This is a genomic window from Inquilinus ginsengisoli (assembly GCF_050434925.1).
Taxonomy (GTDB): Bacteria; Pseudomonadota; Alphaproteobacteria; order DSM-16000; family Inquilinaceae; genus Inquilinus; species Inquilinus ginsengisoli_B.
On record NZ_JBNDJK010000001.1, the window covers coordinates 5,061,982 to 5,083,855 of the forward strand.

The 21,874-nt window shown below is 68.9% G+C and carries 17 protein-coding genes; 7 read left to right on the plus strand and 10 right to left on the minus strand.

Annotation, left to right across the window (positions count from 1 at the left end):
• The first annotated feature begins 154 nt into the window (after nt 1–154).
• A complete protein-coding gene (hisE, locus tag QFZ27_RS24200) occupies nt 155–487 on the plus strand; it encodes a phosphoribosyl-ATP diphosphatase (protein ID WP_342238056.1) in 333 nt (110 codons plus the stop codon).
• A gap of 75 nt (nt 488–562) precedes the next feature.
• Here hisE and QFZ27_RS24205 read toward each other — a convergent pair whose 3' ends face one another.
• Nucleotides 563–2,848 carry a phosphocholine-specific phospholipase C gene (locus QFZ27_RS24205; protein ID WP_429229021.1) on the minus strand — a complete coding sequence of 762 codons (2,286 nt, stop codon included), beginning with the start codon at nt 2,846–2,848 and terminating at the stop codon, nt 563–565.
• Nucleotides 2,849–3,005: 157 nt separating this feature from the next.
• On the opposite strand from QFZ27_RS24205, the gene QFZ27_RS24210 reads away from it, so the two are divergent.
• Both QFZ27_RS24210 and QFZ27_RS24215 read left to right on the plus strand, forming a co-directional pair.
• On the plus strand, nt 3,006–3,782 hold the full coding sequence (locus tag QFZ27_RS24210; protein WP_429229022.1) for a hypothetical protein: 777 nt from the start codon (nt 3,006–3,008) through the stop codon (nt 3,780–3,782).
• Nucleotides 3,783–3,874: 92 nt separating this feature from the next.
• Nucleotides 3,875–4,354 carry a cupin domain-containing protein gene (locus QFZ27_RS24215; RefSeq protein ID WP_138891742.1) on the plus strand — a complete coding sequence of 160 codons (480 nt, stop codon included), beginning with the start codon at nt 3,875–3,877 and terminating at the stop codon, nt 4,352–4,354.
• Between the two features lie 48 nt (nt 4,355–4,402).
• On the opposite strand, the gene QFZ27_RS24220 is transcribed toward QFZ27_RS24215, so the two are convergent.
• Nucleotides 4,403–5,119 carry a hypothetical protein gene (locus QFZ27_RS24220; RefSeq protein ID WP_429229023.1) on the minus strand — a complete coding sequence of 239 codons (717 nt, stop codon included), beginning with the start codon at nt 5,117–5,119 and terminating at the stop codon, nt 4,403–4,405.
• 122 nt (nt 5,120–5,241) lie between these two features.
• On the opposite strand from QFZ27_RS24220, the gene QFZ27_RS24225 reads away from it, so the two are divergent.
• The gene (locus QFZ27_RS24225; RefSeq protein WP_429229024.1) at nt 5,242–6,744 is read left to right on the plus strand and encodes a M81 family metallopeptidase; all 1,503 of its coding nucleotides are present in this window, start codon (nt 5,242–5,244) and stop codon (nt 6,742–6,744) included.
• 104 nt (nt 6,745–6,848) lie between these two features.
• On the opposite strand, the gene QFZ27_RS24230 is transcribed toward QFZ27_RS24225, so the two are convergent.
• Nucleotides 6,849–7,439, minus strand: coding sequence for a TetR/AcrR family transcriptional regulator (locus tag QFZ27_RS24230; RefSeq protein ID WP_429229025.1), 591 nt, complete (start codon nt 7,437–7,439; stop codon nt 6,849–6,851).
• A gap of 84 nt (nt 7,440–7,523) precedes the next feature.
• Between QFZ27_RS24230 and QFZ27_RS24235 the strand changes: the two genes are divergently transcribed.
• Nucleotides 7,524–8,933 (plus strand): amidase, encoded by a 1,410-nt coding sequence (locus tag QFZ27_RS24235; RefSeq protein WP_429229026.1) that lies wholly within the window; start codon nt 7,524–7,526, stop codon nt 8,931–8,933.
• A gap of 300 nt (nt 8,934–9,233) precedes the next feature.
• On the opposite strand, the gene QFZ27_RS24240 is transcribed toward QFZ27_RS24235, so the two are convergent.
• The 7 genes from QFZ27_RS24240 to QFZ27_RS24270 all read right to left on the minus strand — a co-directional run bounded on the left by QFZ27_RS24240 (nt 9,234) and on the right by QFZ27_RS24270 (nt 20,260).
• Nucleotides 9,234–9,890 carry a hypothetical protein gene (locus QFZ27_RS24240; protein ID WP_429229027.1) on the minus strand — a complete coding sequence of 219 codons (657 nt, stop codon included), beginning with the start codon at nt 9,888–9,890 and terminating at the stop codon, nt 9,234–9,236.
• A 430-nt stretch (nt 9,891–10,320) separates the two neighbouring features.
• Nucleotides 10,321–13,452 (minus strand): efflux RND transporter permease subunit, encoded by a 3,132-nt coding sequence (locus tag QFZ27_RS24245; RefSeq protein WP_429229028.1) that lies wholly within the window; start codon nt 13,450–13,452, stop codon nt 10,321–10,323.
• A gap of 22 nt (nt 13,453–13,474) precedes the next feature.
• On the minus strand, nt 13,475–14,716 hold the full coding sequence (locus QFZ27_RS24250; protein WP_429229029.1) for an efflux RND transporter periplasmic adaptor subunit: 1,242 nt from the start codon (nt 14,714–14,716) through the stop codon (nt 13,475–13,477).
• Between the two features lie 312 nt (nt 14,717–15,028).
• Nucleotides 15,029–16,198: an iron-containing alcohol dehydrogenase gene (locus QFZ27_RS24255; protein WP_429229030.1), complete on the minus strand. Its 1,170-nt coding sequence runs from the start codon at nt 16,196–16,198 to the stop codon at nt 15,029–15,031.
• A gap of 137 nt (nt 16,199–16,335) precedes the next feature.
• Complete coding sequence (locus tag QFZ27_RS24260) at nt 16,336–17,721, minus strand: aldehyde dehydrogenase family protein (protein ID WP_429229031.1); 1,386 nt, start codon at nt 17,719–17,721, stop codon at nt 16,336–16,338.
• A 113-nt stretch (nt 17,722–17,834) separates the two neighbouring features.
• Complete coding sequence (locus QFZ27_RS24265) at nt 17,835–18,917, minus strand: nucleoside hydrolase (protein ID WP_429229032.1); 1,083 nt, start codon at nt 18,915–18,917, stop codon at nt 17,835–17,837.
• Between the two features lie 431 nt (nt 18,918–19,348).
• Nucleotides 19,349–20,260: an alpha/beta fold hydrolase gene (locus tag QFZ27_RS24270; protein ID WP_429229033.1), complete on the minus strand. Its 912-nt coding sequence runs from the start codon at nt 20,258–20,260 to the stop codon at nt 19,349–19,351.
• Nucleotides 20,261–20,412: 152 nt separating this feature from the next.
• Here QFZ27_RS24270 and QFZ27_RS24275 point away from each other — a divergent pair, with 152 nt between their 5' ends.
• Together QFZ27_RS24275 and QFZ27_RS24280 are read left to right on the plus strand one after the other, a co-directional pair.
• A complete protein-coding gene (locus tag QFZ27_RS24275) occupies nt 20,413–20,943 on the plus strand; it encodes a TetR/AcrR family transcriptional regulator (RefSeq protein ID WP_429229034.1) in 531 nt (176 codons plus the stop codon).
• A 66-nt stretch (nt 20,944–21,009) separates the two neighbouring features.
• Nucleotides 21,010–21,873 carry a phosphotransferase gene (locus QFZ27_RS24280; RefSeq protein ID WP_429229035.1) on the plus strand — a complete coding sequence of 288 codons (864 nt, stop codon included), beginning with the start codon at nt 21,010–21,012 and terminating at the stop codon, nt 21,871–21,873.
• The last annotated feature ends 1 nt before the right edge of the window (nt 21,874 follow it).

The following is a 21,874-nucleotide window of genomic DNA, read 5'->3' on the forward strand; positions in this document are numbered from 1 at the left end:
ACCCATGGCGTAGACGGGCTCGATCCGGTCGCGTCATGGACAGCCCGAGGCGGCTGTGTGGCGGATGGAACATTCGGGCGCCGTGATTGCGGCGCAGAGTTCCGCGAGGGCCGTTGGGAGGCGGTTCCCGGGGGCAGGTGGACAGGGGGCAGAGATGGGTCAGGCGCTCGGACGGGATCGGCTTGAGGCTCTGGCGGGGGAGCTGCGGGAACGGCGGTCGCGCATGCAGTTCAGCTCGCGCACCGCGAAGCTGATCGACAGCGGCGTGCCGAAGATGGCGCAGAAGCTGGTCGAAGAGGCAGCCGAGGTGGCGATTGACGCCGTCCGGGGCGAGCGCCAGGCCGTGATCGAGGAAGCCGCCGACCTGATGTTCAACCTGACCGTGCTGCTGACCGAGCTCGATATCGGCCCCTGCGAGGTCTGGGACGAGATGGACCGTCGCCAGAAGCTGTACGGCATCGCCGAGAAGCTGCCGAAGGACCGGTAGCCGGTCCGCCGGCGCTCAGTTTCCGCGCGTTCGCGATAGGGCCGCGGCGCTGGGCAGCGCCGCGGCCGCATCTTTTCAGACGATCTCGACCGCAGGTCCGCCGAGCTTCGGGTCGGTCAGGCTCGGGCGGCCGGTCTCGACATGGCCGGCGAAGCGGCGCAGGAAGCCGTCCCCGGTCCCCGCCGTGACGCTGAGATCGAACCATCCGGAGCTGCCCCGCAGCGACCAGCGGTCGGGGACCAGGGCGCCCGGCCGCAGATAGAGGTGCCGCGGCGGCTCGGCGCTGTAGCCATTGGCGACGGTCAGGGTGCAGGGCCGGAAGCCGGTGTTGCTCAGCAGCAGCGTGACGTCGCCGGTGACGCCGTCCTGCATCAGCCGCACCTCGGGCCGCGCCTCGCCCGACAGCATCGGGGTCAGGCGGCCCTTGAACCGGTTCAGCATGCCGTTCGGCCCGTAGACCGACAGGTCGTAGCTGCGGCCATGGTCCGGCGTCCAGCTGTCCGACAGCGTGTCGCCGGCCCCGACCGTGTATTGCCACGGGCCCCGCCGGTCGGCGGTCGGCTGCATCGGCCGGTCCGGGAACACGGTGTCGTCCGGCTCATAGGGCTTGCCCGCCTCGTCGAAGGTCGCGCCGCCATCGGCATAGACGGTGAAGCAGGCGCCGACGGTGCCGGCATTGGCGAAATCGATCCAGACCCTTCGCCCGGTCGGGTCGATCCGCACATGGGCGCCAAGCCGGTAGGGCAGGGGCCGGGCGCGGCGCTGGCCCTGCTGCTGCACCGGCCTGGACTGGGTCGCCGGCGGCACCGGCCCGGGCCGGCCGGCGGCGGCATCGGCCTCGGCCTTGTAGCGGCGCGTGTCCGGCAGCGGCGGCAGGGCGGCGTCGGGGGTGCGGAAATCAAAGGCCGTGGTCAGGTCGCCGCAGACCGCGCGGCGCCACGGCGAGATGAAGCGGCAGGGCACGCCGAAGCGGCGCTCGATGAACTGCAGCACCGAGGTGTGGTCGAACAGCTCGGAGCAGACCCAGCCGCCCTTGCTCCAGGGCGAGACCACCAGCATCGGCACCCGGGGCCCGAGGCCGATCGGCACCCCGTTGTAGTTCTCGTCCCCGACCGGGAGCGTGCTGCGGCCCTGATAGCCGTAGAACCGGGTGTTCACCGGCGGCACCGGCGCCGGCACATGATCGAAGAAGCCGTCATTCTCGTCGTAGTTCACGATCAGGGCGGTCTTGGCCCAGACCTTCGGGTTGCTGGTCAGCGCCTCGAGGATCTTGTCGACGAAGGCTTGGCCGGCGGCGGGGGAGGCGTTCGGGTGCTCGCAGAAGGCGTCCGGGCAGATCACCCAGGACACCTGCGGCAGCCGGTCGGCCTTGACGTCGTCGGCGATCGCCCGTGCCAGCACGGCGTCGTACGGATCCTCGTTCGAGGCCAGCTTCGGGCCGACATAGGTGCGGCCGCGCTTGTACAGGTCGGAACTCTTGTCGAGCTTGCGGAAGTCGCGGTGATAGGCCAGCGAGTTGCAGCCGTAATTGGAATAGGCCTGGTAGACTCGCCAGTCGATGCCGTGCTTCTCCAGCGTCTCGGCATAGGCCTCCCAGGCGAGCCCCTCCCACGGCTCGTCGAGATCCATGTCGCCGGTCCAGTTGTTGTCCAGCTCCTGGCCCTTCAGCCGGCGCTTCGGGTTCTTCGGGTCGCGGCCGGTCAGGGTGTAGACGCTGGCGCCGCCGGTGAAGTACTGCCGGTTCGGCTCGGTGTTGGCGAAGATCGAGCAGTGGTTGGCGTCGCAGATGGTGAACGCATCCGCCAGGTGGCGGTAGAAGGGCAGGTCGGACGCGGTGTCGTAATAGCCCATCGACATCCGGCTCTTCAGCGGCACCCACGTATCCCAGTTCTTCCACAGCGACTGGTCCAGCTTCCAGCTGTGGTCGGTGCCGTCCATGTGCTGGGCGCTGGTGCTGCCGGTGTCGAGCCGGAACGGCAGCACGTAGTCCAGCCGCGCCTGGGCCTTGGGGTCGCCCTCGTACCAGCGCTCGCGCTCATGCCAATGGTCCCAGCCGACATTGTCGTAGCCGGTGCGGCCGGCGCCGTTGCGGCCGACGCTCTGGTACCAGACCGGCCGGCCGCTCGGCAGCGGCGCAGGGCGCGGGTCGCCGAAGCCGCGGACGCCGTTCAGCGTGCCGAAATAGTGGTCGAACGACCGGTTCTCCTGCATCAGCACGACGATGTGCTCGACATCGCGCAGGGTGCCGGTGGTGTTGTGGGCGGGAATCGCCATGGCCTGGCGGATGCTGGCCGGCATGGCCATCGCGGCCGCTGCGGCGAGGCCGGTCTTCAGGAATTGGCGGCGGCTGTCGGAAGTCACGATCGGCGTCTCATGGCAACGGAAAGAATCGGACGCGGATCCTATAGCAGCGGACCGTGACGGACCGGTGAAGGCGGCCGGGGCAAATGCAGGGAGGGGCGGCGCTATTCCCTGTACCGCTGTCATGCGATAGTGCCTTTCGACAAAGCGAGGCGCCGTGAGCGGCTATGATCTGGCGATCTGGTTCAGCGACGTCGCGGTGAGCCGCGAACAGGCAGAGAGCTTCCTGCAGCACGTGTTCACGGACTGGATTGTCGTGCGGCGGCACCCTTCCTTCGATGCGTTCTGGATCGAGCTTCACGAGCGGTTCCCGGATACGACCGGTGACTCCGATCACCTCGCAGCTCTCGATTCACCCCCGATAGCGACGCTCTCTTCGTTGGGAGAGATCGAGTGGCCAAGGGCAGCAGGTGCCGGAGACGCGAAGGCGGCCCCAATCTCTCTTGATGAGACGGTTTGGGCCTCGGGACCGCACGCGGCTCATGGATGTACCGCCCTCCTTTCGGTGGCCTGGAGTCATGCAGCGGAGGTCGTGCCGCAGATCCTGGACCTGGCCGGCCGTCATGGCCTGACGGTGTACGACACCCAGTCCGGCGACATCGCGTCGCCGCCGGGGCTGGTTCCCGGCAGTGGCCCCGAAGGCGCCCGCCTCCGCCTCGACGTGGCCGGAAGCACCCCGGCGCTCGACATCCGCATCCTTCTGGATGGCCAGCCGGTCGCGTCCTTTGCCGTCAAGTCGAGGCAGGACGCGCATGACCAGGCCCGGTCCGTTGCGGTGGCGCACGGGCTGCCGCTCTACGAGGTGGCCGATCCCGGGTCGCTGGCGCAGCGTTTCGTCTCGAGGCCGAAGCCCATCTCGGTGGACGACCCGGATCTCAGCGCGGTCGGCAAGTTCCTCACCGGCTTCGAGGGCGTTCCGGCGAAGCCGAAATAGCGTTCGCCCCCCACGGAGTCGTCCCCGGTTGCACCGGCCGCGGTCGCGGCGCAATCTTGCGCCGAACGCCGCGGGAACTTCCGGACCGACCCATGACCGACCATCATCACCATGAGACGCCCGACTGGCGCCTGAATGGGGTGCGCGTGATCCGCGGCACCGATCTCGACCCCAACACCGCCCAGACGCCCGGCATGGACCGCAAGGCGGCGATCAACGCCGCCCGGGTCGGGGCACAGAAGATCTGGGCCGGCACCGTCACCATCCACCCGGACGCCAAGACCGGGGCGCATCATCACGGCCCGCTGGAGAGCGTGATCTACGTCGTCCGCGGCAAGGCCCGGATGCGCTGGGGCGAGAAGCTGGAATACGTCGCCGAGGCCGGGGCGGGCGACTTCATCTTCGTGCCGCCCTATGTGCCGCACCAGGAGATCAACGCCTCGACCGACGAGCCGCTGGAATGCGTGCTGGTGCGCAGCGACAACGAGGCGGTGGTGGTCAATCTCGACATCGAGCCGGTGGAGAAGCCGGAGGCCGTCTACTGGGTCGACCCGATCCACAAGCATCCGTGAGCGGGCCATCTGCGAGTGGGGATGGGCGGCCTGCCGCGGCCGTCCCCGCTACTTGCCCCGGCGATAGACCCCGGTGAAGGTCACGTTCATGCCGCCGCACATGACGTTGTCGGCCGCCACCAGATAGGGGCCGAGCCGCCACAGCCGGACGCGACAGACCGAATCGTTGCCCGGATCGGCGTCGTAGGGGGCGGCCTCGCCATCGTCGCCGGCCGAGAAGGCGGCCTTGCCGTTCGCCGGCGTCAGCGTGCCGCGGATCTGGCCGACATTGACCGCGCCGCGCGCCACCCGTTCCGGGTCGCTGCCGCCCCAGCTGGCGTTGCCCTCGATCGCGATCGCGCCGCCCGTCGCCGGCTTGATGTCGATCTCCTGCTCGTCGCCGCTGCGCCAAGTGCCGCGCCAGTCGTCGGCTGTCGAGGCCGGCGCATCGGTCAGCGCGTTCAGCGGCAGCAGGCCGGTGGTGCTGGCGAATTTCGGCCCGGCGCCGGTGAAGGTTGCGCAGGCATAGGCGCCCCGGGTGCCGGTGACGACCACCAGGTCCTTCGCCACCAGGTAACCCTTCGCCGCGCAGGCGGCGGTGTCGTTCGGGCAGCCCGGCTGGTCCGCGCCCTTGACGAAATGCACCCGTCCGGGTGCGACCACCTGCAGCCGCGGGGCGGCATCCGGGGTGCCGAGGGTCTCATACAGGCCGCAGGACTCCTGCGCCGCGGCGAGGCCGGGCAGCAGGACGGCGGCGAGCAAGGCGGCGAGAGCGGGTGGGCGCATGCGAATCTCCGTAGGGCCGCCATCCTAGGCCGGGGCAGGGCGGGCGTCATCCCGGCGAAGCCCGGCTCGACCCTCCGGCCCGGCTGTGCCATGACCATGGGATGACGGGATGGGAGTTCGGGATGCGGATCGCGGTCGGCGGGTTCCAGCACGAGACCAACAGCTTCGCCTCGGTGAAAGCCGGCTACGAGCAGTTCGAGACCGCCGATGGCTGGCCCGGCCTGTCGCGCGGCGCGGCGCTGGCGCCGGCCCTGGCTGGGATCAACCTGCCGGCCGGCGGCTTCCTCGCGGCCGCGACCGCGGCGGGGCACGAGATCGCGCCGCTGCTGTGGTGCTCGGCCTCGCCCTCGGCGCCGGTGACCGACGACGCCTTCGAGCGGATCACGGCGATGCTGGTCGCCGACCTGCGCGCCGCCGGCCCGGTCGACGCCGTCTATCTCGACCTGCACGGCGCCATGGTCACCGAGAGCGTGCCGGACGGGGAGGGCGAGATCCTGGCCCGCATCCGTGCCGTCACCGGGCCGGATATCCCGATCGTCGCCAGTCTGGACCTGCACGCCAACGTCACCCAGCGGATGGTCGACCTGTCCGACCTGCTGGTGCCCTACCGCACCTATCCGCATGTCGACATGGCCGAGACCGGGGCGCGGGCGGCGGCGCTGCTGGACCGCACCCTGTCCGGCTGGCGGCCCGCCAAGGCGTTCCGGCAGGCGGAGTTCCTGGTCTCGCTGGTGGCGCAGTGCACGCTCGGCGACCCGGCGCGCCGCCTCTACGCGCTGCTGGCCGAGCTCGAGCGCCGGCACGACGTCTCGCTCGGCTTCTCCATGGGCTTCCCGGCGGCGGATTTCGCCGATTGCGGGCCCAGCCTGGTCGGCTACGGCGCCGATCCCGCGGCGCTGGCCGCGGCGGTGGACGCGATGGCGTCGGCGATCGCCGCGGCCGAGCCGGAGTTCGTGCCGGTGCTGCTGCAGCCGGACGCGGCGGTGGCCGAGGCCCGGCGCCTTGCGGCCAGGGCGGAGCGGCCGGTGGTGCTGGCCGACACCCAGGACAATCCCGGCGGCGGCGCCGAATCCGACGGGGTGGTGCTGCTGGAGGCGCTGATCCGCGGCGGCGCCGAGGGCGCGGTGCTCGGCCTGCTCGCCGATGCCGCCACGGCCGAGGCCGCGCGTGCGGCGGGTGTGGGCGCGGTGCTGGACCGCGGCATCGGCGCCGGCAGCGCCTATCGCGGCCAGCAGCCGCTCAAGGCCGCGTGGACGGTGGAGGCGCTGGGCGACGGCCGCTTCACCGGCACCGGGCCGTTCTACGGCGGCAACCGCATGCAGCTCGGCCCGATGGCGCTGCTGCGCCACCCGGGCGGCGTCCGCGTCGCGGTGTGCAGCCGCAAGCAGCAGGCGGCCGACCGGGAGATGTTCCGCCATCTCGGGGTCGAGCCCTCGGCCCAGAAGATCCTGGCGCTGAAGAGCTCGGTGCATTTCCGTGCCGATTTCGGGCCGATCGCCGCGGCGGTGCTGGTGGTCGAGGCGCCCGGCCCGAACCTGGCCGATCCGGCCGCCCAGCCCTTCACCCGTCTGCGCGACGGCGTCCGCCTGCGCCCGCTGGGGCCGGCCTTCTTCCGGCGACCCTGAGATCGGTCGTTGAGTGTTGCGTTGCCTTCCCCGATTGGCCGGACCTTTTCAGAATTCCCCAACCTGTCCCGGTTTTGTCGGTAGCTCGAGATCGATCACGTCATTTACGCCGGCAGGAGCCCCGTTGCCTGGTAGCTTTCGATCAAGGCGTCAAATAGAGAGATGTCCGAGCGGCTCCTCGCCATGAGCTGGGCGCCGGCGACGGCAGCGAAAATGGCGCGAGCCCGCTCTTCGCTTTTTTCGGGACTGACCACGTCGGCAGCGGAAAGAACCTTGCTCAGCCAGGCCACATTGACGTCGGCAAAGGCTTGGACCTCCTTCTTCACCAGTTCCGGGAGGTCGTCATATTCGGCAGACATGAAGCTGCAAAGGCAAAGCCGATTGCCGGTTTCAAGCGATCTACGGAAAATTTGCGGGTACTGGCGGAGCGCGCTGACCGGATCGGACGCTTCCGCCAGCATGGCGTCGAGATCGGCGCTTGTGTCCTCCCAATAACGCCTCGTGACCGCTGCGCCGAGGTCTGCCTTGCTGGGGAAGTGATGGTAGATGCTCGCGGCCTTGATCCCCACCTCGTGGGCGAGATCGCGAAAATTCAAGCCGCTGTAGCCGTGCGCCTGCGCACCTTGTCTGGCGGCTGCCAGGATTGCTTCCTTGGAGTTTGTGCTCATTTCGATTCTCTGACCGTCGGCGGCCATCAGCCTACCATGTGTTAGATAGGGATTGACCGAGGAAAATAGGGGCCTATGCTCACCCTACCAACTGCCAGGTAGGGAGCCGCTATGAGCAACGACATCATCTTTTCCGACGCGACCAAGCTGGCCGAACTGATCCGCACCAAGGAGGTCTCGCCGGTCGAGGTCGTGCAGGCACATCTCGATCGCATCGAAGCCGTAGACCCCAAGATCAATGCGATCGTCACGATCGCGGACGACGCGCTCAAGGCCGCGAAGGCAGCGGAGGCAGCGGTTCTGTCGGGTAAGGATCTCGGCCCGCTGCACGGTGTCCCCTTCACGGTGAAGGACTCCATCGACACCGCAGGGGTGCTGACCCAGCGCGGTTCGCCGATCTTCAAGGGCCGCGTTCCGGATACCGACGCGACCAGCGTGGCGCGAATGAAGAAAGCGGGCGGTATCCTGCTCGCGAAGACGAACCTTCCCGAATTCTCCTACTGGATCGAGAGCGACAATCTGCTCAGCGGCCGGTCGAACAACCCCTGGGATGTCGAGCGCACGCCGGGCGGTTCCAGCGGCGGTGAATCGGCGGCCATTGCGGCGGGCATGTCACCCATCGGTCTCGGCACCGATCTCGCCATCTCCGTGCGTGGACCGGCGGCGCAAACCGGCATCGTCTCCCTCAAGGCGACGCATGGTCGCGTGCCGATGACGGGCATCTGGCCGCGCGTGCCGCGTCGCTTCTGGCATGTCGGTCCGATGGCGCGCTCGGTTCGCGACCTTGCGCTCGCCTTCTCGGAGCTGGCTGGGCCCGACGGCCTGGATGCCTTCGCGACGAGCACCGCCCAGTTCGATGCTGGGGTCGGCCGCTCGCCCTATCGCCAGCTCCGGGTGGGTTGGCTGGTCGAGCCCGGCTTCGGGCCGATCGACCCGGAAGTTGCCGCCACGGTGCGGGCGGCGGCCGAGGCGCTCAAGGGCGTCGGCTGCTTCACCGAGCCTGTGCGCATCCCGGCGCTCGAGCGCGACTTCGCCCTTGACGTGTTCAACCGCCTCCACGTGATGGAGATGAAACCTGCGTTCGCGGAAGCGACCGCCGGTCACGGCGACGATGAGCTTTACAAGATGGCCAAGACCATGCTCGCGCTGCCCGACACGTCCATGAAGGACTACATCAACGCCGAGCAGGCGGCGGAGCGGCTGCGGGACGGCTATGCCGACTACTTCACGCGCTATGACGCGCTGCTCACCCCCGTGCTGCCGCTTCCGGCCCACAAGCATGGCCAGGCGGAATTCACCATCAACGGACAGACCGTGGACGCCACCTACCTACAGGGCGCGACCGTGCCGCTCAACGTCACCGGGCTGCCCGGCCTGTCGATGCGGTTCGGCACGAGCAGGGAAGGGCTGCCGATCAACGTGCAGCTCGTCGGCAAGTGGCTGGCGGAGTCCACGATCCTGCACCTGGCTTCGCTGCTGGAAGGAGTGAGCCCGGTTCGCAATCTCCATCCGAAGATCTGACATGGAGCGGCGGCACGGCGAGCGTCGCCCTGCGGGGCGTTCGGCCCCCTGGGCGCGCGCCTGGAGACGCGTCGAGCAAAGTCCGACGCGGTGACGCTTCTCACCCTTTGCCGACCATCGCTGACACTCGTGGCGGATAGTCCGCCGGGCCGGGCGTCGAGCGCCCTCATCTCTCTGGCACGGCGGCCATGAAAAGGAACCGTCATGGCGAGCCCCGCAGGGGCGTGGCCATCCAGCGCTACCGGGCCCTGACGCTGCGCCGACGATTCAATCGGGACGGTTTCGTTTGACTACATGTTCCTATTTTGTTCTAATGCAGGAATGGTCGATGACGCCATCAAAGCCGGGAGTCCCTCCGCCGCCTCGCCAGCCACGGACGAAGCCGCCCAGGACACCGCGATGCTGTCCGGGTTGGCCGGGCTCGCCGAGGGGCTGGCCCGCGGCTTCCAGGCCCAGGGCGTCGCCGCCCTCGAGGTCGGCGATCTCGACCGCGCCGGGGAGGCGGAGACCCGCTTCAGCAGCCTCTTCCTCGGCATCCGCCGCGCCATCGCCCTCAAGATGAAGCTGCGGGAGCAGCGCGAGAAGGCACGGCGCGAAGCCGAAGACCACAGGAACCGGCGGCAGGGCGAGAAAGATCATCGGCGCCGCGCCGTCGCCGAGCGCGTCTCCCGCGTCATCGCGGCCGAGAAGCCCGAGGCCAGGGAGCGGCTGACCACCGAACACTGGGAACGGCTCACCGAGGATGAGCGCATCGACGTCGACCTCGCCGACACCGTCCTGCCGATCGAAGTCCTGGTAGCCCGGCTCCGCCGCGACCTCGGCCTGCCGCCGCACTGGCCCGGCGGTGCCGGGCCGGCCGGGACCGGCAAGGCCGAGGGCGGCCCGGCCGCTGGGGACCACCCGCGCGACCTCCGGTCCGCCCGATGCCGGCGACGCCGGCCCGCCCGATGCCGCCATGGCACCGCCCCGGCCGGTTTCCCCGCCTCGTGCAGGAGGAGGGCAGGGAGGTGCCGGCCCTGGCCCGCCTGCGACGGCGCCGCCCGGCGCGGGCCGGGAGCGCGATCGCCGACGGCTGGCCGTATGATCGGGTGGAGAGAAGACCCCGGCGCGGGTGACCCGTGCCAGGCGTCGCCGGCTGTCTGCGCCCGGCATCATGCCCTGTCCGCTGGCCTTCTCAGACCCTCGGCCTTTGAGATCGACTCTTCCGTCCCTTCCCCGTCATGGCGAGGAGCGCAGCGACGTGGCCATCCAGAGGCCGGCCGCTGGGATGGCCACGCCCCTTCGGGGCTCGCCATGACGGATCAATATTCCGGACCACTGGTATCAGACCCTGGCGTGATCGGACCTCAAATTCATTCCCCTCTAGGAAGCCCGAAGGACGTCACGGTCACTCCGCCGGGGCGTGACCAGGCACCACGCTGCCCTTGCCGCCGCGCCGGAGCCAGCGGCCGAAGGACAGGGCGCCGTGGGTCAGGTCCTCGACATAGAGATACAGCACCGGGGTGATGTAGAGCGTCAGCATCTGCGACACGATCAGCCCGCCGACCACGGCCAGGCCCAGCGGCTGGCGCAGCTCAGCGCTGGCCCCCTGGCCGACCGCGATCGGCAGCGCGCCCATCAGCGCCGCCATGGTGGTCATCATGATCGGCCGGAAGCGCAAAGTGCAGGCGCGGTAGATCGCGTCGCGGGCCGCGAGCCCCTCGCTGCGCTGCGCGTTCAGCGCGAAGTCGATCATCATGATCGCGTTCTTCTTGACGATGCCGATCAGCATCAGCACGCCGATGATCGCGATCACCGACAGGTCGGTGCGGAACAGCATCAGCGTGCCCAGCGCGCCGATCGCGGCCGAGGGCAGGCCGGAGAGGATCACCAGCGGGTGGGTGAAGCTCTCGTAGAGAATCCCGAGCACGATGTAGATCGTCAGCACCGCGCCGAGCAGCAGCAGGCCCTGGTTCTGCAGCGACTGCTGGAACACCTGGGCGTTGCCGGCATAGGCGGTGGTGATGGTGACCGGCAGGGCGATGTCCGACTTGATCCGGTCGATCTCCGCGGTCGCGTCGCTGAGCGACTTGCCGCCGGCGACGTTGAAGGAGATGGTGACGGCCGGCAGCTGACCCTGCTGGTTGACCGACAGCGGCCCGGCCGTGCGCTCCACCGTGGCGAAGGCGCCGAGCGGCACCAGGTCGCCGTTGGAGGAGCGGACATAGATCTTGTCGAGCGAATCCGCCGACCACGGGAAGGCGGGGTCGAGCTCGAGGATCACCTCGTAGCTGTCGACCGAGGTGAAGATGGTCGAGATCTGCTCGGTGCCGAAGCCGCCATAGAGGGTCGAGCGCAGCGCGTCGCTGGTGACGCCCAGCTGGGCCGCCTTGTCGCGATCGACCTTCAGCGTCGCCTGCAGGGCGTTCAGCTGCAGGTCGCTGACAACGTCCTGCAGCACCGACGATCTGCGCATCCCGGTCGTCATCTTGCCGGCCCAGTTGTACAGCTCCTGCTGGTTCAGGCCCTGCATCACGAACTGGTACTGGGCGGAGGAGGTGCGGCCGCCGACCCGCAGGTTCTGCACCGGCACCATGTAGCTGTCGATGCCGGAGATCGGGCCGAGCTGGCGCCGCAGGTCGGAGATCACGGTGTCGAGCGGCGGGCGCTCCTCCTTCGGCTTCAGTTGCACGAACAGCCGGCCGGAGTTCAGCGTGCCGCCATAGCCGTTGGTGCCGACGCTCGACACCACGTCCTGGACATAGGGCGACTTCTGGAACACCTCGCGGACCTGGTTCTGCAGCCCGATCATGGCGTCGAAGGACACGTCCTGCCGGGCCTGGGTGGTGACCTGCAGCTGGCTCAGATCCTCGGTCGGGAAGAAGCCCTTCGGGATCGCCTGGAACAGCAGCATGGTGCCGGCGATGGTGCCGAAGAACACCAGCAGCATCACCGGGCGGTGCGCCAGGCACCAGCGCAGCGTCCGCGAATAGAAGCCGAGGATGGCGTCGAAGCCGCGCTCCAGCGTCCGGCCGATGGCGCCCTCCGGCTTCTCCTCGTCATGGCCGTGCAGGAAGCGCGAGCACATCATCGGCGTCAGCGTCAGCGAGACGAAGGCCGAGGCCGCGATCGACATGGTCACCACGACCGCGAATTCGTTGAAGATGCGGCCGACCACGCCGCCCATCAGCAGCACCGGGATGAACACCGCGACCAGCGACAGGGTGATCGACAGGATGGTGAAACCGATCTCGCGGCTGCCCTTCAGCGCCGCCTCGAAGGGCTTCATGCCCTCCTCGATGTAGCGGACGATGTTCTCCAGCATCACGATCGCGTCGTCGACCACCAGGCCGACCGACAGGGTGAGGCCCAGCAGCGAGATGTTGTCGATCGAGAAGCCGCACAGATACATGCCGGCGATGGTGGCCACCAGCGAGATCGGCACCGTCACCGTCGGGATGATGGTGGCCGACAGGCGGCGCAGGAACATGAAGATCACCATCACGACGAGCGCGATGGTCAGGCCCAGGGTGAACTGCACGTCGGTGACCGCCTGGCGGATCGAGGTCGACCGGTCGTTCAGCACGTTGATCTTCACCGAAGGCGGCATGTCGGCGCTGAACTTCGGCAGCAGCTCCTTCACCGCGTCGACGATGGCGACGGTGTTGGCGTCCGGCTGGCGCTGCACCGCCAGCACGATCGACCGGTTCTGGTCGAACCAGCTGGCCGTCTGGTCGTTCTCGACCGAGTCGATCACCTTGGCGATGTCGCCCAGCCGCACCGGCATGCCGTTGGGCGACGCCACGATCAGGTCGGCGAAGGCCTTGGCATCGTACATCTGGGTGTCGGCCTGCAGGATCAGCTGCTGCTGCGGGCCCTGCAGGGTGCCGACCGGGGTGTTGACGTTGGCGGCGGCGACCGCCTTCTGCACGTCGTCGACGCTGATGCCGCGGTGGTTCAGCGCGTCGGGGTCGATCTGGATGCGGACGGCGTATTTCTGGCTGCCGTAGATCGACACCTGGGCCACGCCGGTCAGGGTCGACAGGCTGGGCGAGATCACCTGCTCGGCGAAGGCGTCCAGGGTCGACAAGGGCAGCGTGTCGCTGCTGACCGACAGCAGCATGATCGGCGCGTCGGCCGGGTTGACCTTGCGGTAGCTGGGCGGCGAGGTCATCTCCGGCGGCAGCTTGCGCTGCACCGCGGTAATGGCGGACTGGACGTCGGCGGCGGCCGCGTCGATGTCGCGGTTCAGGTCGAATTCCAGGGTGATGGTGGTCGACCCCTGGGTCGAGGTCGCGGACATCGACTGGATGCCGGCGATGGTCTCGAATTGCTTCTCCAGCGGCGTCGCCACCGAGCTCGCCATCGTGTCCGGGCTGGCGCCGGGCAGGCTGGCCGAGACGTTGATCACCGGGAAGTCGGTGTTGGGCAGCGCCGCGATCGGCAGCTGGCCGAAGGCGAACAGGCCGGCCATGACCATGGCGACCGTCAGCAGGGTCGTCATCACCGGGCGGCGGATGCAGAGCTCGGAGAGGTTCATGGCCGTATCCCCCGCGCCCGGATCAGGTCGGGCTGACGGCGGAGGCGACGCCGTCCGCGCGCGGCGCCGCCGGGGCCGTGCCGGACTTCTCGGTGATGCGGCTGCCCTGCATCAGCCGCAGCTGGCCCTCGGTCACCACCTTCTCGCCTGGCGTCACGCCCTGGGCGACCACGGCGGTATCGCCGACCGTGCGCGCCACAGTCACCGGCCGCATCTCGGCGGTGCCGTCCGGCCTGGCCACGAACACGAAGGCGCCATCCTGGCCGGCCTGCAGCGCTACGGTCGGCACGGTGATGGCGTTGTCCTGGGTGCCGAGCTGCAGCGCCACCCGGACGAACTGCCCCGGCCACAGGGCGAAGGCGGCGTTGTCGAAGGTCGCCTTCAGCGGGATCGTTCCCGACTTGGTGTCGACGGTGCTGTCGATGAAGCTCAACTGCCCGCTGGCGATGCGGCGCTGGCCGTCGCTGTCGAAGGCCTCGACCTGCGGCGGGGTCGGGCTGGTCATCGCCGCGCGGATGGCATCCAGGCTCCGCTCCGGCACGGTGAAGGCGATCCGGATCGGCGTCATCTCGGTGATGGTCACCAGGCTGGTGACGGCGCCGCTGGTGGCGTTGCTGTTGGTCGTGTTGGCCTTGACCAGGTTGCCGGCGGTCACCGAGACGACGCCGAGGCGGCCGGTGATCGGGGCCCGGATCTGGGTGTAGGACAGGGTCAGCTGGGCCTGGTCGAGATTGGCCTGGTCGGCGGCGACGCTGGCCTCCGACCGCTTGGCGGCGGCGATTGCCAGGTCATAGGCCTGCTGCGAGACCGCGCCGGTCTTGACCAGCGGCTTGTCGCGTTCGACATCCATCGCGGTCTGATCGCGGTCGGCCTGGTCCTTGGCCAGGTTGGCCTGGGCCAGGGCGACCGCGGCCTTGGGCGGCTTGTCGTCGAGGGTGAACAGCAGGTCGCCGGCCTGGACGGTCTGGCCGTCGGCGACATGGACCTGCATCACCTGGCTGTCGATGCGGGAGGTGACCAGGACGGTCGAGATCGGCTCGACCGTGCCGATGGCGGAGATGGTGGTGGCGACCGGCTTCTGCTCGACCGCGGCGGTGACCACGGGGATGGACCGCCCGCCGGCATTCTTCGAGGACCCGGATTGGCCAGCCTCGGCGGCCTTGCCGCTGCGCTCGATCGCGTCGGCGTTGCCGAAGCGTTGCCATGCGATCGCGGCAACGGCGATGCCGAGGACCGCGACGACCCCCAAAACCGAGCGCTTCATGGCCTGATTCCCGCAGCCGGACTGCACCGGAAAAAGGCCTGCCCGCCCCGGTGCCTGAACGACATGTAAGACTTTTGTGCAGTGCGATGGGGTTAATAATTTTCAATGCGTCAGATGCGACGGAATGCAAAATGCCGCACGAGTAAAGGGCTTCCGGCGCAGCCGTATCGGGTCGGAAAGAGAGGGAAGGAGCGGACTCCAAACTGTCATTGCCGGGCTTGACCCGGCAATCCAGGGGCCGCCCAAAGCCGCTCTTGCGGCCCTGGATGCCCGGGTCAAGCCCGGGCATGACAGAGGTGGTGGAGGGAAGCCTTACAGCCGCCCGTTCACCGCGTCGACGAACACGGCACGGAGATCGTCGGCCTTGACCGGCTTGGCGTTGCTGCCGGTCGAGGGGTCGGCCTCGGCCATCCGGCCGATCTCCTCGGCCCGATTGTCGCCGATGCCGATCTCCTTCAGCGTGTGCGGGATGCCGATCTCGCGGCGCAGGTCCAGCACCCAGATCAGGACGGTGTCGAAGCTGGGGTTCGACAGGTCGATGTAGCGGCCCAGCCGCTCCATCCGGCCCTCGATGGCGTCGCGGTTGTGGGCCATGCAGTACGGCATCAGGACGCCGTTCAGCAGGCCGTGATGGGCGTCATAGAGCGCGCCGAGCGGGTGGGCCAGGGAGTGGATCGACCCCAGCCCCTTCTGGAAGGCGGTGGCGCCCATGCTGGCGGCGACCAGCATGTTGCTGCGCGCCTCCAGGTTGCGGCCGTCCCTGACCGCGACCGGCAGCCATTCCCGGATCAGCCGGATGCCCTCCAGCGCGATGCCGTCGGCCATCGGATGGAAGCCGGGGGCGCAGAACGCCTCCAGGCAATGGGCCAGCGCGTCCATGCCGGTGGCGGCGGTGACGTGCGGCGGCAGGCCGATGCTCAGCTCCGGGTCGGCGATCACGACGACGGGCATCATCTTCGGGTGGAAGATGATGCGCTTCACATGCGCGTCCTCGTCGGTGATGACGCCGGCGCGCCCGACCTCCGACCCCGTCCCGGCGGTGGTCGGGATGGCGATCACCGGGGCGATCCTCGCGGCGTCGGCGCGGGTCCACCAGTCGCCGATATCCTCGAAATCCCACAGCGGGCGCGACTGGCCGGCATGGAAGGCGATGGCCTTGCCGGCGTCCAGCGGGCTGCCGCCGCCGAAGGCGATGACGCCGTCATGGCCGCCGGCCCGATACACGGCGACGCCGTCGGCGACGTTCTTGCCGGTCGGGTTCGGCTTGACGTCGCTGAACACGGCGGTCGGGATGCCGGCGGCCTCGTTGGCGGCCACGGCATCGGCGATCATCGCCAGCTTGGCCAGGCCGGGATCGGTCACCAGCAGCGGCCGCGTCAGGCCATGGGCCTTGCACAGGTCCGGCAGCTCCTTGATCCGGCCGGGGCCGAACTTCACCGCGGTCGGGTAGTTCCAGTTGCCTTTGAGCATCGTCGCCTTCATCCGCCCTGTCTTCGACCGCCTCTTGCTGTCATGCCCGGGCTTGACCCGGGCATGACAGCAAGAGGCGGTCGACATCTTCTGGATTGCCGGGTCAAGCCCGGCAATGACAATCAAAAAAGAACCCGAACACCTAGCGCTCACCCAGGCAGCCGCAGGTGGAAGGATTTCGGCCGGGTCAGGTAGTCGTAGCCGAGGGTCGAGAGGGTGCAGCCGCGGCCGGAGTCCTTGACGCCGGTCCAGGCCAGGGCCGGGTCCAGATAGTCGCAGCGGTTCAGGAACCAGGTGCCGGTCGCGACCTGGTCGCCGATGGCGATGGCGGCGTCGACGTCGCGGGTGAAGACCGACGCGGTCAGCCCGTAGGGGCTGTCGTTCATCAGCCGCACCGCCTCCTCGTCCGACGCCACCTTCATGATGCCGACGACCGGGCCGAAGCTCTCCTCGGTCATCACCCGCATCGAATGGTCGACGCCGGTCAGCACCTGCGGCGCCAGATAGGGGGTGCCGGCCTGGTCGGCGGCGAAGCCCTTGGCGTCGATCAGGGCGCGGGCGCCCTGGCGCACCGCGTCGGCGGTCTGGCCGCGCACGAAATCGGCGGCCGAGGTCCGGACCATCGGCCCCAGCGTCGTCGCCTCCTCGGTCGGATCGCCCAGCACATATTGCCTGGTCAGCTCGACCGCACTCTCGACGAAAGCGTCATAGACCGAGGTGTGGACATAGATCCGCTCGATGCCGCAGCAGGACTGGCCGGAGTTGAAGAAGGCGCCGTCGACCAGCGTGTCGACCGCGTGCTTCAGGTCGGCATCGGCGCGGACATAGCCGGGGTCCTTGCCGCCGAGCTCCAGCCCGACGCCGACGAAGCGGCCGGAAGCCGCCGCCTCGACCGCGCGGCCGCCGGGGACCGAGCCGGTGAAGGCGACGAAGTCGACCGCGCCGCTGCCGATCATCTTCGCCGTGGTGTCATGGTCGGCATGGATGTGCTGGAACACGCCCGCCGGCAGGTCCCTGAACGCCTCGGCAAAGCGCTCGGCGCAGAGCGGGGTCTGGTGCGAATGCTTCAGGATCACCGCATTGCCGGCCATCAGCGCTGGGACCACGGCGTTGACCGCGGTCAGATAGGGGTAGTTCCACGGCGCGACGACGAAGACCGTGCCCAGCGGGTCGCGCCGGATGAACCGACGGAAGCCCTCCTTCGGCCCGACATCGAGGTCGGCCAGCGCGCCTTCGGCCACCGAGATCATGTAACGCGCGCGCTCCTCGAAGCCGCGCACCTCGCCGGGGGTGTAGCGGACCGGCCGGCCCATCTGCCAGGTGATCTCGCGCGCGATCTCCGGCCCGGCGGCGACGAAGGCGTCGACCGCGGCGGACAGCAGGCGCGCCCGCTCCGACACCGGCACGCGCCGCCACTCGGCTTGGGCCACCCGGGCGCGGGCCAGCGCCGCCTCGGCCTCGGCCGGGCTCGCCAGCGGCCGCTCGACATAGATGCCGCCGTTCACCGGCGTGATGGTCTTCAGGATCTGGGTCATTCGGGAACTCGGGACAGCCTCACTGCGGCGCGCATCTTGCGGCCATCGACCCGGATTTCCCAAGAGGGATCGCGGCCCGGACCGGGCCGCGTCCCGTGCATGGCCGCGCGGTTCTAGTTCGTCGCGGCGATCGGCACCGGCCGGGTCATCAGGTCGACATAGAGGTCGAAGAAGCGGCGGTTGTCGAACTGCTTCACCACCTTGATCTTCTGCAGCAGCCTGGTCGGCTGCTCCTGCCAGTAGCCGAGGGTGCGGCCGTAGCCCGGGCCGAAGGCGATGTCGACGTCGACGGACAGTTCCTCGACCTTGGTGGCGTAGCTCGGGTCGAGCAGATAGGCGAGGGCGAGCGTGTCGAACACGTTGACCGTCGCCTTCGGGTCCTCGAACGCCTTCGCCATCCAGGTATCCCGGAACAGCGTAGCGATCGGGCCGTCGCCGGCGACGATGCGGTCGAAATCGGGCTTGGTCAGCTGGGTGATGTCGGTGACGTCGAGCGGGATGATGGCCTGCGGGATCGGCTCGCGCATGACGATGCGCGTCGCCTCGGGATCGATCCAGACATTCATCTCGGCGGCGGGGGTGGTGTTGCCGCGGACATCGAAGGCGCCGGCCATGTAAACGATCTGCTTGATCAGCGGCACGATCTCCGGGTTCTTGCGCACCGCCAGCGCGATGTTGGTCGCCGGGCCGATCACCAGCAGCGACACCTCATGCGGGTTGGCCTTGACCGTGTCGACGATGAAGTCGACCGCGTCCTGGTCGCGCAGCTTGGCCTTCTTGGCGAAGCCGTCCGGCGGCGCCACCAGGTTGGAATCGGTGGGCTGCGGCCGGTGGAAGGCGGTCTCCCAGCTCTCGCCGAAGCCGTAGAGGGCGCGCTCGCTCGCAAAGCTCTCCGGGTCGTGCACCAGCGGCAGGTTGGCGCCGGCATAGACGCCGACCTTGTCCTCGATGCCCAGGCGCTCGACCGCGCGCAGCGCGTCCGCCACCTCCTGCTTCAGCCAGTTGTTGCCGGTCACCACGGTGACGCCCAGCAGGTCGATCACGCCCTGGTGGTCGAGCTGCGCGGCCATGATCAGGACCTGGCCGTCATCCCCGGCGGTGCTGAAATCGGTGTCGAGAATGATCTTCTCGGCGGCCACGGCCGGCGCTGCGGCCAGAGCCCATGCCGCCACGGCGGCGGCGATCCATCGCTGCATTGTGCTGCCTCCTCCTGCACGGACCGGCGTCCTTCGATCCGAGTCGCCGGCGGTCCGTCGTCCTACGATGGCACGCTTCGATGACCGGTCGCAGCGCAGATCATCAGCAGGTCCCCTGACAAGCTGGTGGGCTGGATGACTCGGATCCGGTGATGACGACCTCGTGTTGTGGCTGATCAAGCGGCTGTGAGCGCTCATTCCACTGGCATCTGCCTCGCAATCGGGCAGATTTTGGGCAGAACCGAGCGTGACCAATTTTTAATCTCTTTTCGCTTGCGAAGCTCGTTGCGGCGTGCTTATGTTGCAGTGCGATATGCAGTGATGAGCTGCTGTCGTAACGCACTTCTTGGGCGTTTCCTCCCTAAACTCGGGCCGCAGTTCGCTGCGGCCTGTTTTCTTTTGGGGGACAGGCCAAGCCCCGAAGTCGCAGATCAGCCCCCAGCCGTCACGAAGGCGGCGAGCTCGCGGCCGAACCGGTCCGGCTCCTCATAGAAGGGGCTGTGGCCGCTCTCCGCATAGACCGAGAGGCGGCTTCCCGGGTGGATCGCCTTGATCCGCTCCGACATCGCCAGGCGTACCAGCCGGTCATGCGCCCCATGGGTCAGCAGAATCGGGCCGGCATAGGCCTGGAACACGGGTTCGAGATCGGGCGTGGTCGTCCTGACGAAGCCCTCGCCGACGGCCCGCGGGGTCATGCCGTTGACCACCAGCATGCGCTGCAGCTCCATGTCCGTCGGCGGCTTGTGGAAGCAGGCCTCGAGGAAGCTCGCCGTCTCCGCCGTCCGCTCGGCCAGGTCGGGCGAGGTGGTGGTGCGGGCGAAGGTGCCCGCCAGCGGCGTCAGCAGGTCGGGCGACAGCTTGGTGACGGCATCGACCAGGTTAATCCCCGCTACCTGCGCGCCGCCGTATTTCCGCAGATACGCGCCGGCCACGAAGCCGCCGAGCGACCAGCCCACCAGGATCGGGCGCCGCAGCTTCGCGCCGGCGACCACGGCGGCGACGTCGTCGGCCCACCGGTCGGCATCCGCATAGGCGTCGGGTGAGGGCGGCTTGTCCGAATCGCCATGGCCGCGCAGGTCGAAGCGGACCAGGCGGAAGCCGGCCAGGGCCGGGTCGGCGAACTGTTTGTCCCAGCTCAGCCGGCTTTGGCGCAGGCCGTGGATGAACAGGATTTCGGGCGCCTGCGGGTCGCCCTGCGCCTCTCCCGTCAGCATCGTGCCATCCGAGGATCGGACGGAGAAGGTCTCCCGCGCCTGTGGAGCCGCGAATCCAAGCCTGGCGTGAACCACGAGGGCGGCGAGGCCGGCCGCGCCGGCCAGGAAGCTGCGTCGTGAGTGATCCATCAGAGTGTCATCCATGTTGTTTATCGATCACTAATCAACTTGTTTGACGCCGGCCGTCAAGATGTTGTTTAGTGGTCGATATGGAACCGGATGCGAAATCGCGTGGCGGGCGGCCATGGAGCTTCGACCGCGACAGAGCGGTCGAGACCGCCATGCGGCTGTTCTGGCGGCACGGCTATGAAGGGGTGTCGATCGGCGACCTGACCAAGGCGATCGGCATCGCGCCGCCGAGCCTCTATTCGGCCTTCGGCAGCAAGGCCGGTCTCTACCAGGAGGCGCTGAGCCGCTACGAGGAGAGCCTCGGCTCGCTCGACATGACGCCCGTCGGTTCGGCCGGCTCGCTGGTGGAGGCGGTGCGGCGGCTGCTCGAGGCGGCGGTCCGGGCCGTCACCCATCCCGATCGCGAGCGCAGCTGCATGGTCTCCAGCGGGATGATCACCTGCCATCCCGAGCATGTCGCGCTGGCCCGCGACCTGGCCGCCCGGCGCGACGCCATGCGCGAGCGGATCGCACAGGCCCTGCAGCCCTTTGCCGATGCGGAGGAGGGGCGCCGTCTCGCCCGGCACCTGGCGGCCGTGATGCAGGGCATCTCGATCCAGGCCCGCGACGGCGCGACGCCGGCGGAGCTGCAGGAGATCGTCGAGGATTTGGTCGCGGGCGTCGCCGCGCGGTCGTCGCGCTAGCACCGGCCTGCTGCGCCGTTCCCTCGGTCCCGCGAATTGCCCTATCGTGTCGGCGGGGAGGCGGGAATGCCGGAGGCGTCGGACATCATTGCCGGGCTGGGCTGCTGGAGCGGGCGCGTAACCATCGCCCCGCTGGCCGGAGGGCTGACCAATCGCAACTACCGGGTCGAGGACGCTGCCGGGACCCATGTCGTGCGGCTGGGCGCCGACATCCCGCACCACCACATCCTGCGCTTCAACGAGCTGGCGGCCAGCCGCGCCGCCGCGTCTGCCGGCATCTCGCCCGAGGTCGAGCATGCCGCGCCGGGCATCCTGGTGACCCGCTTCGTCGAGGGCGAGACGCTGACGCCGGAGCGGGTACGGCAGCAGGCCCCACGGGTGCTGGAGCTGGTGCGGCGCGTGCATCACGAGATGCCGGCCCATCTGCGCGGCCCGGTCCTGGCCTTCTGGGTGTTCCATGTCGTGCGCGACTACGCCCATGCCCTGGCGGGGCGGCGGCCGGCGGCGGAGCTGGCCGGGTTGCTGGGCCGCGCCACGCAGCTGGAGGCGGCGGTGGGGCCGGTCGAGCTGGTGCTGGGCCACAACGACCTGCTGGCCGCGAACTTCATCGATGACGGCCGGCGGCTGTGGCTGGTCGACTGGGACTATGCCGGTTTCAACAGCCCGCTCTTCGACCTCGGCGGCCTGGCCTCGAACAACGGCTTCTCGCCGGCGGAGGAGGCGGCGATGCTGGAAAGCTATTTCGGCACGCCCGCCTCGGCCGATCTGCACCGGCGCTACGCCGCGATGAAGGCGGCGTCGCTGCTGCGCGAGACGCTGTGGAGCATGGTGTCGGAGATCCATTCGACGCTGGACTTCGACTACGCCGCCTACACCGACGAGAACCTGCGGCGCTTCGAGGGCGCCTGGGACGATTTCCAGAGGATGTGAG

Bases quoted from the DNA above. Each gene is read 5' to 3' on its own strand.
- QFZ27_RS24265 (WP_429229032.1), bottom strand. From the start codon at position 18,917: ATGCAGCGATGGATCGCCGCCGCCGTGGCGGCATGGGCTCTGGCCGCA.
- QFZ27_RS24280 (WP_429229035.1), top strand. From the start codon at position 21,010: ATGCCGGAGGCGTCGGACATCATTGCCGGGCTGGGCTGCTGGAGCGGG.
- QFZ27_RS24250 (WP_429229029.1), bottom strand. From the start codon at position 14,716: ATGAAGCGCTCGGTTTTGGGGGTCGTCGCGGTCCTCGGCATCGCCGTT.
- QFZ27_RS24225 (WP_429229024.1), top strand. From the start codon at position 5,242: ATGCGGATCGCGGTCGGCGGGTTCCAGCACGAGACCAACAGCTTCGCC.
- QFZ27_RS24255 (WP_429229030.1), bottom strand. From the start codon at position 16,198: ATGAAGGCGACGATGCTCAAAGGCAACTGGAACTACCCGACCGCGGTG.
- QFZ27_RS24235 (WP_429229026.1), top strand. From the start codon at position 7,524: ATGAGCAACGACATCATCTTTTCCGACGCGACCAAGCTGGCCGAACTG.
- QFZ27_RS24275 (WP_429229034.1), top strand. From the start codon at position 20,413: ATGCGGCTGTTCTGGCGGCACGGCTATGAAGGGGTGTCGATCGGCGAC.
- QFZ27_RS24230 (WP_429229025.1), bottom strand. From the start codon at position 7,439: ATGGCCGCCGACGGTCAGAGAATCGAAATGAGCACAAACTCCAAGGAA.
- QFZ27_RS24220 (WP_429229023.1), bottom strand. From the start codon at position 5,119: ATGCGCCCACCCGCTCTCGCCGCCTTGCTCGCCGCCGTCCTGCTGCCC.
- QFZ27_RS24240 (WP_429229027.1), bottom strand. From the start codon at position 9,890: ATGGCGGCATCGGGCGGGCCGGCGTCGCCGGCATCGGGCGGACCGGAG.
- QFZ27_RS24270 (WP_429229033.1), bottom strand. From the start codon at position 20,260: ATGGATCACTCACGACGCAGCTTCCTGGCCGGCGCGGCCGGCCTCGCC.
- QFZ27_RS24245 (WP_429229028.1), bottom strand. From the start codon at position 13,452: ATGAACCTCTCCGAGCTCTGCATCCGCCGCCCGGTGATGACGACCCTG.
- QFZ27_RS24260 (WP_429229031.1), bottom strand. From the start codon at position 17,721: ATGACCCAGATCCTGAAGACCATCACGCCGGTGAACGGCGGCATCTAT.
- QFZ27_RS24215 (WP_138891742.1), top strand. From the start codon at position 3,875: ATGACCGACCATCATCACCATGAGACGCCCGACTGGCGCCTGAATGGG.
- hisE (WP_342238056.1), top strand. From the start codon at position 155: ATGGGTCAGGCGCTCGGACGGGATCGGCTTGAGGCTCTGGCGGGGGAG.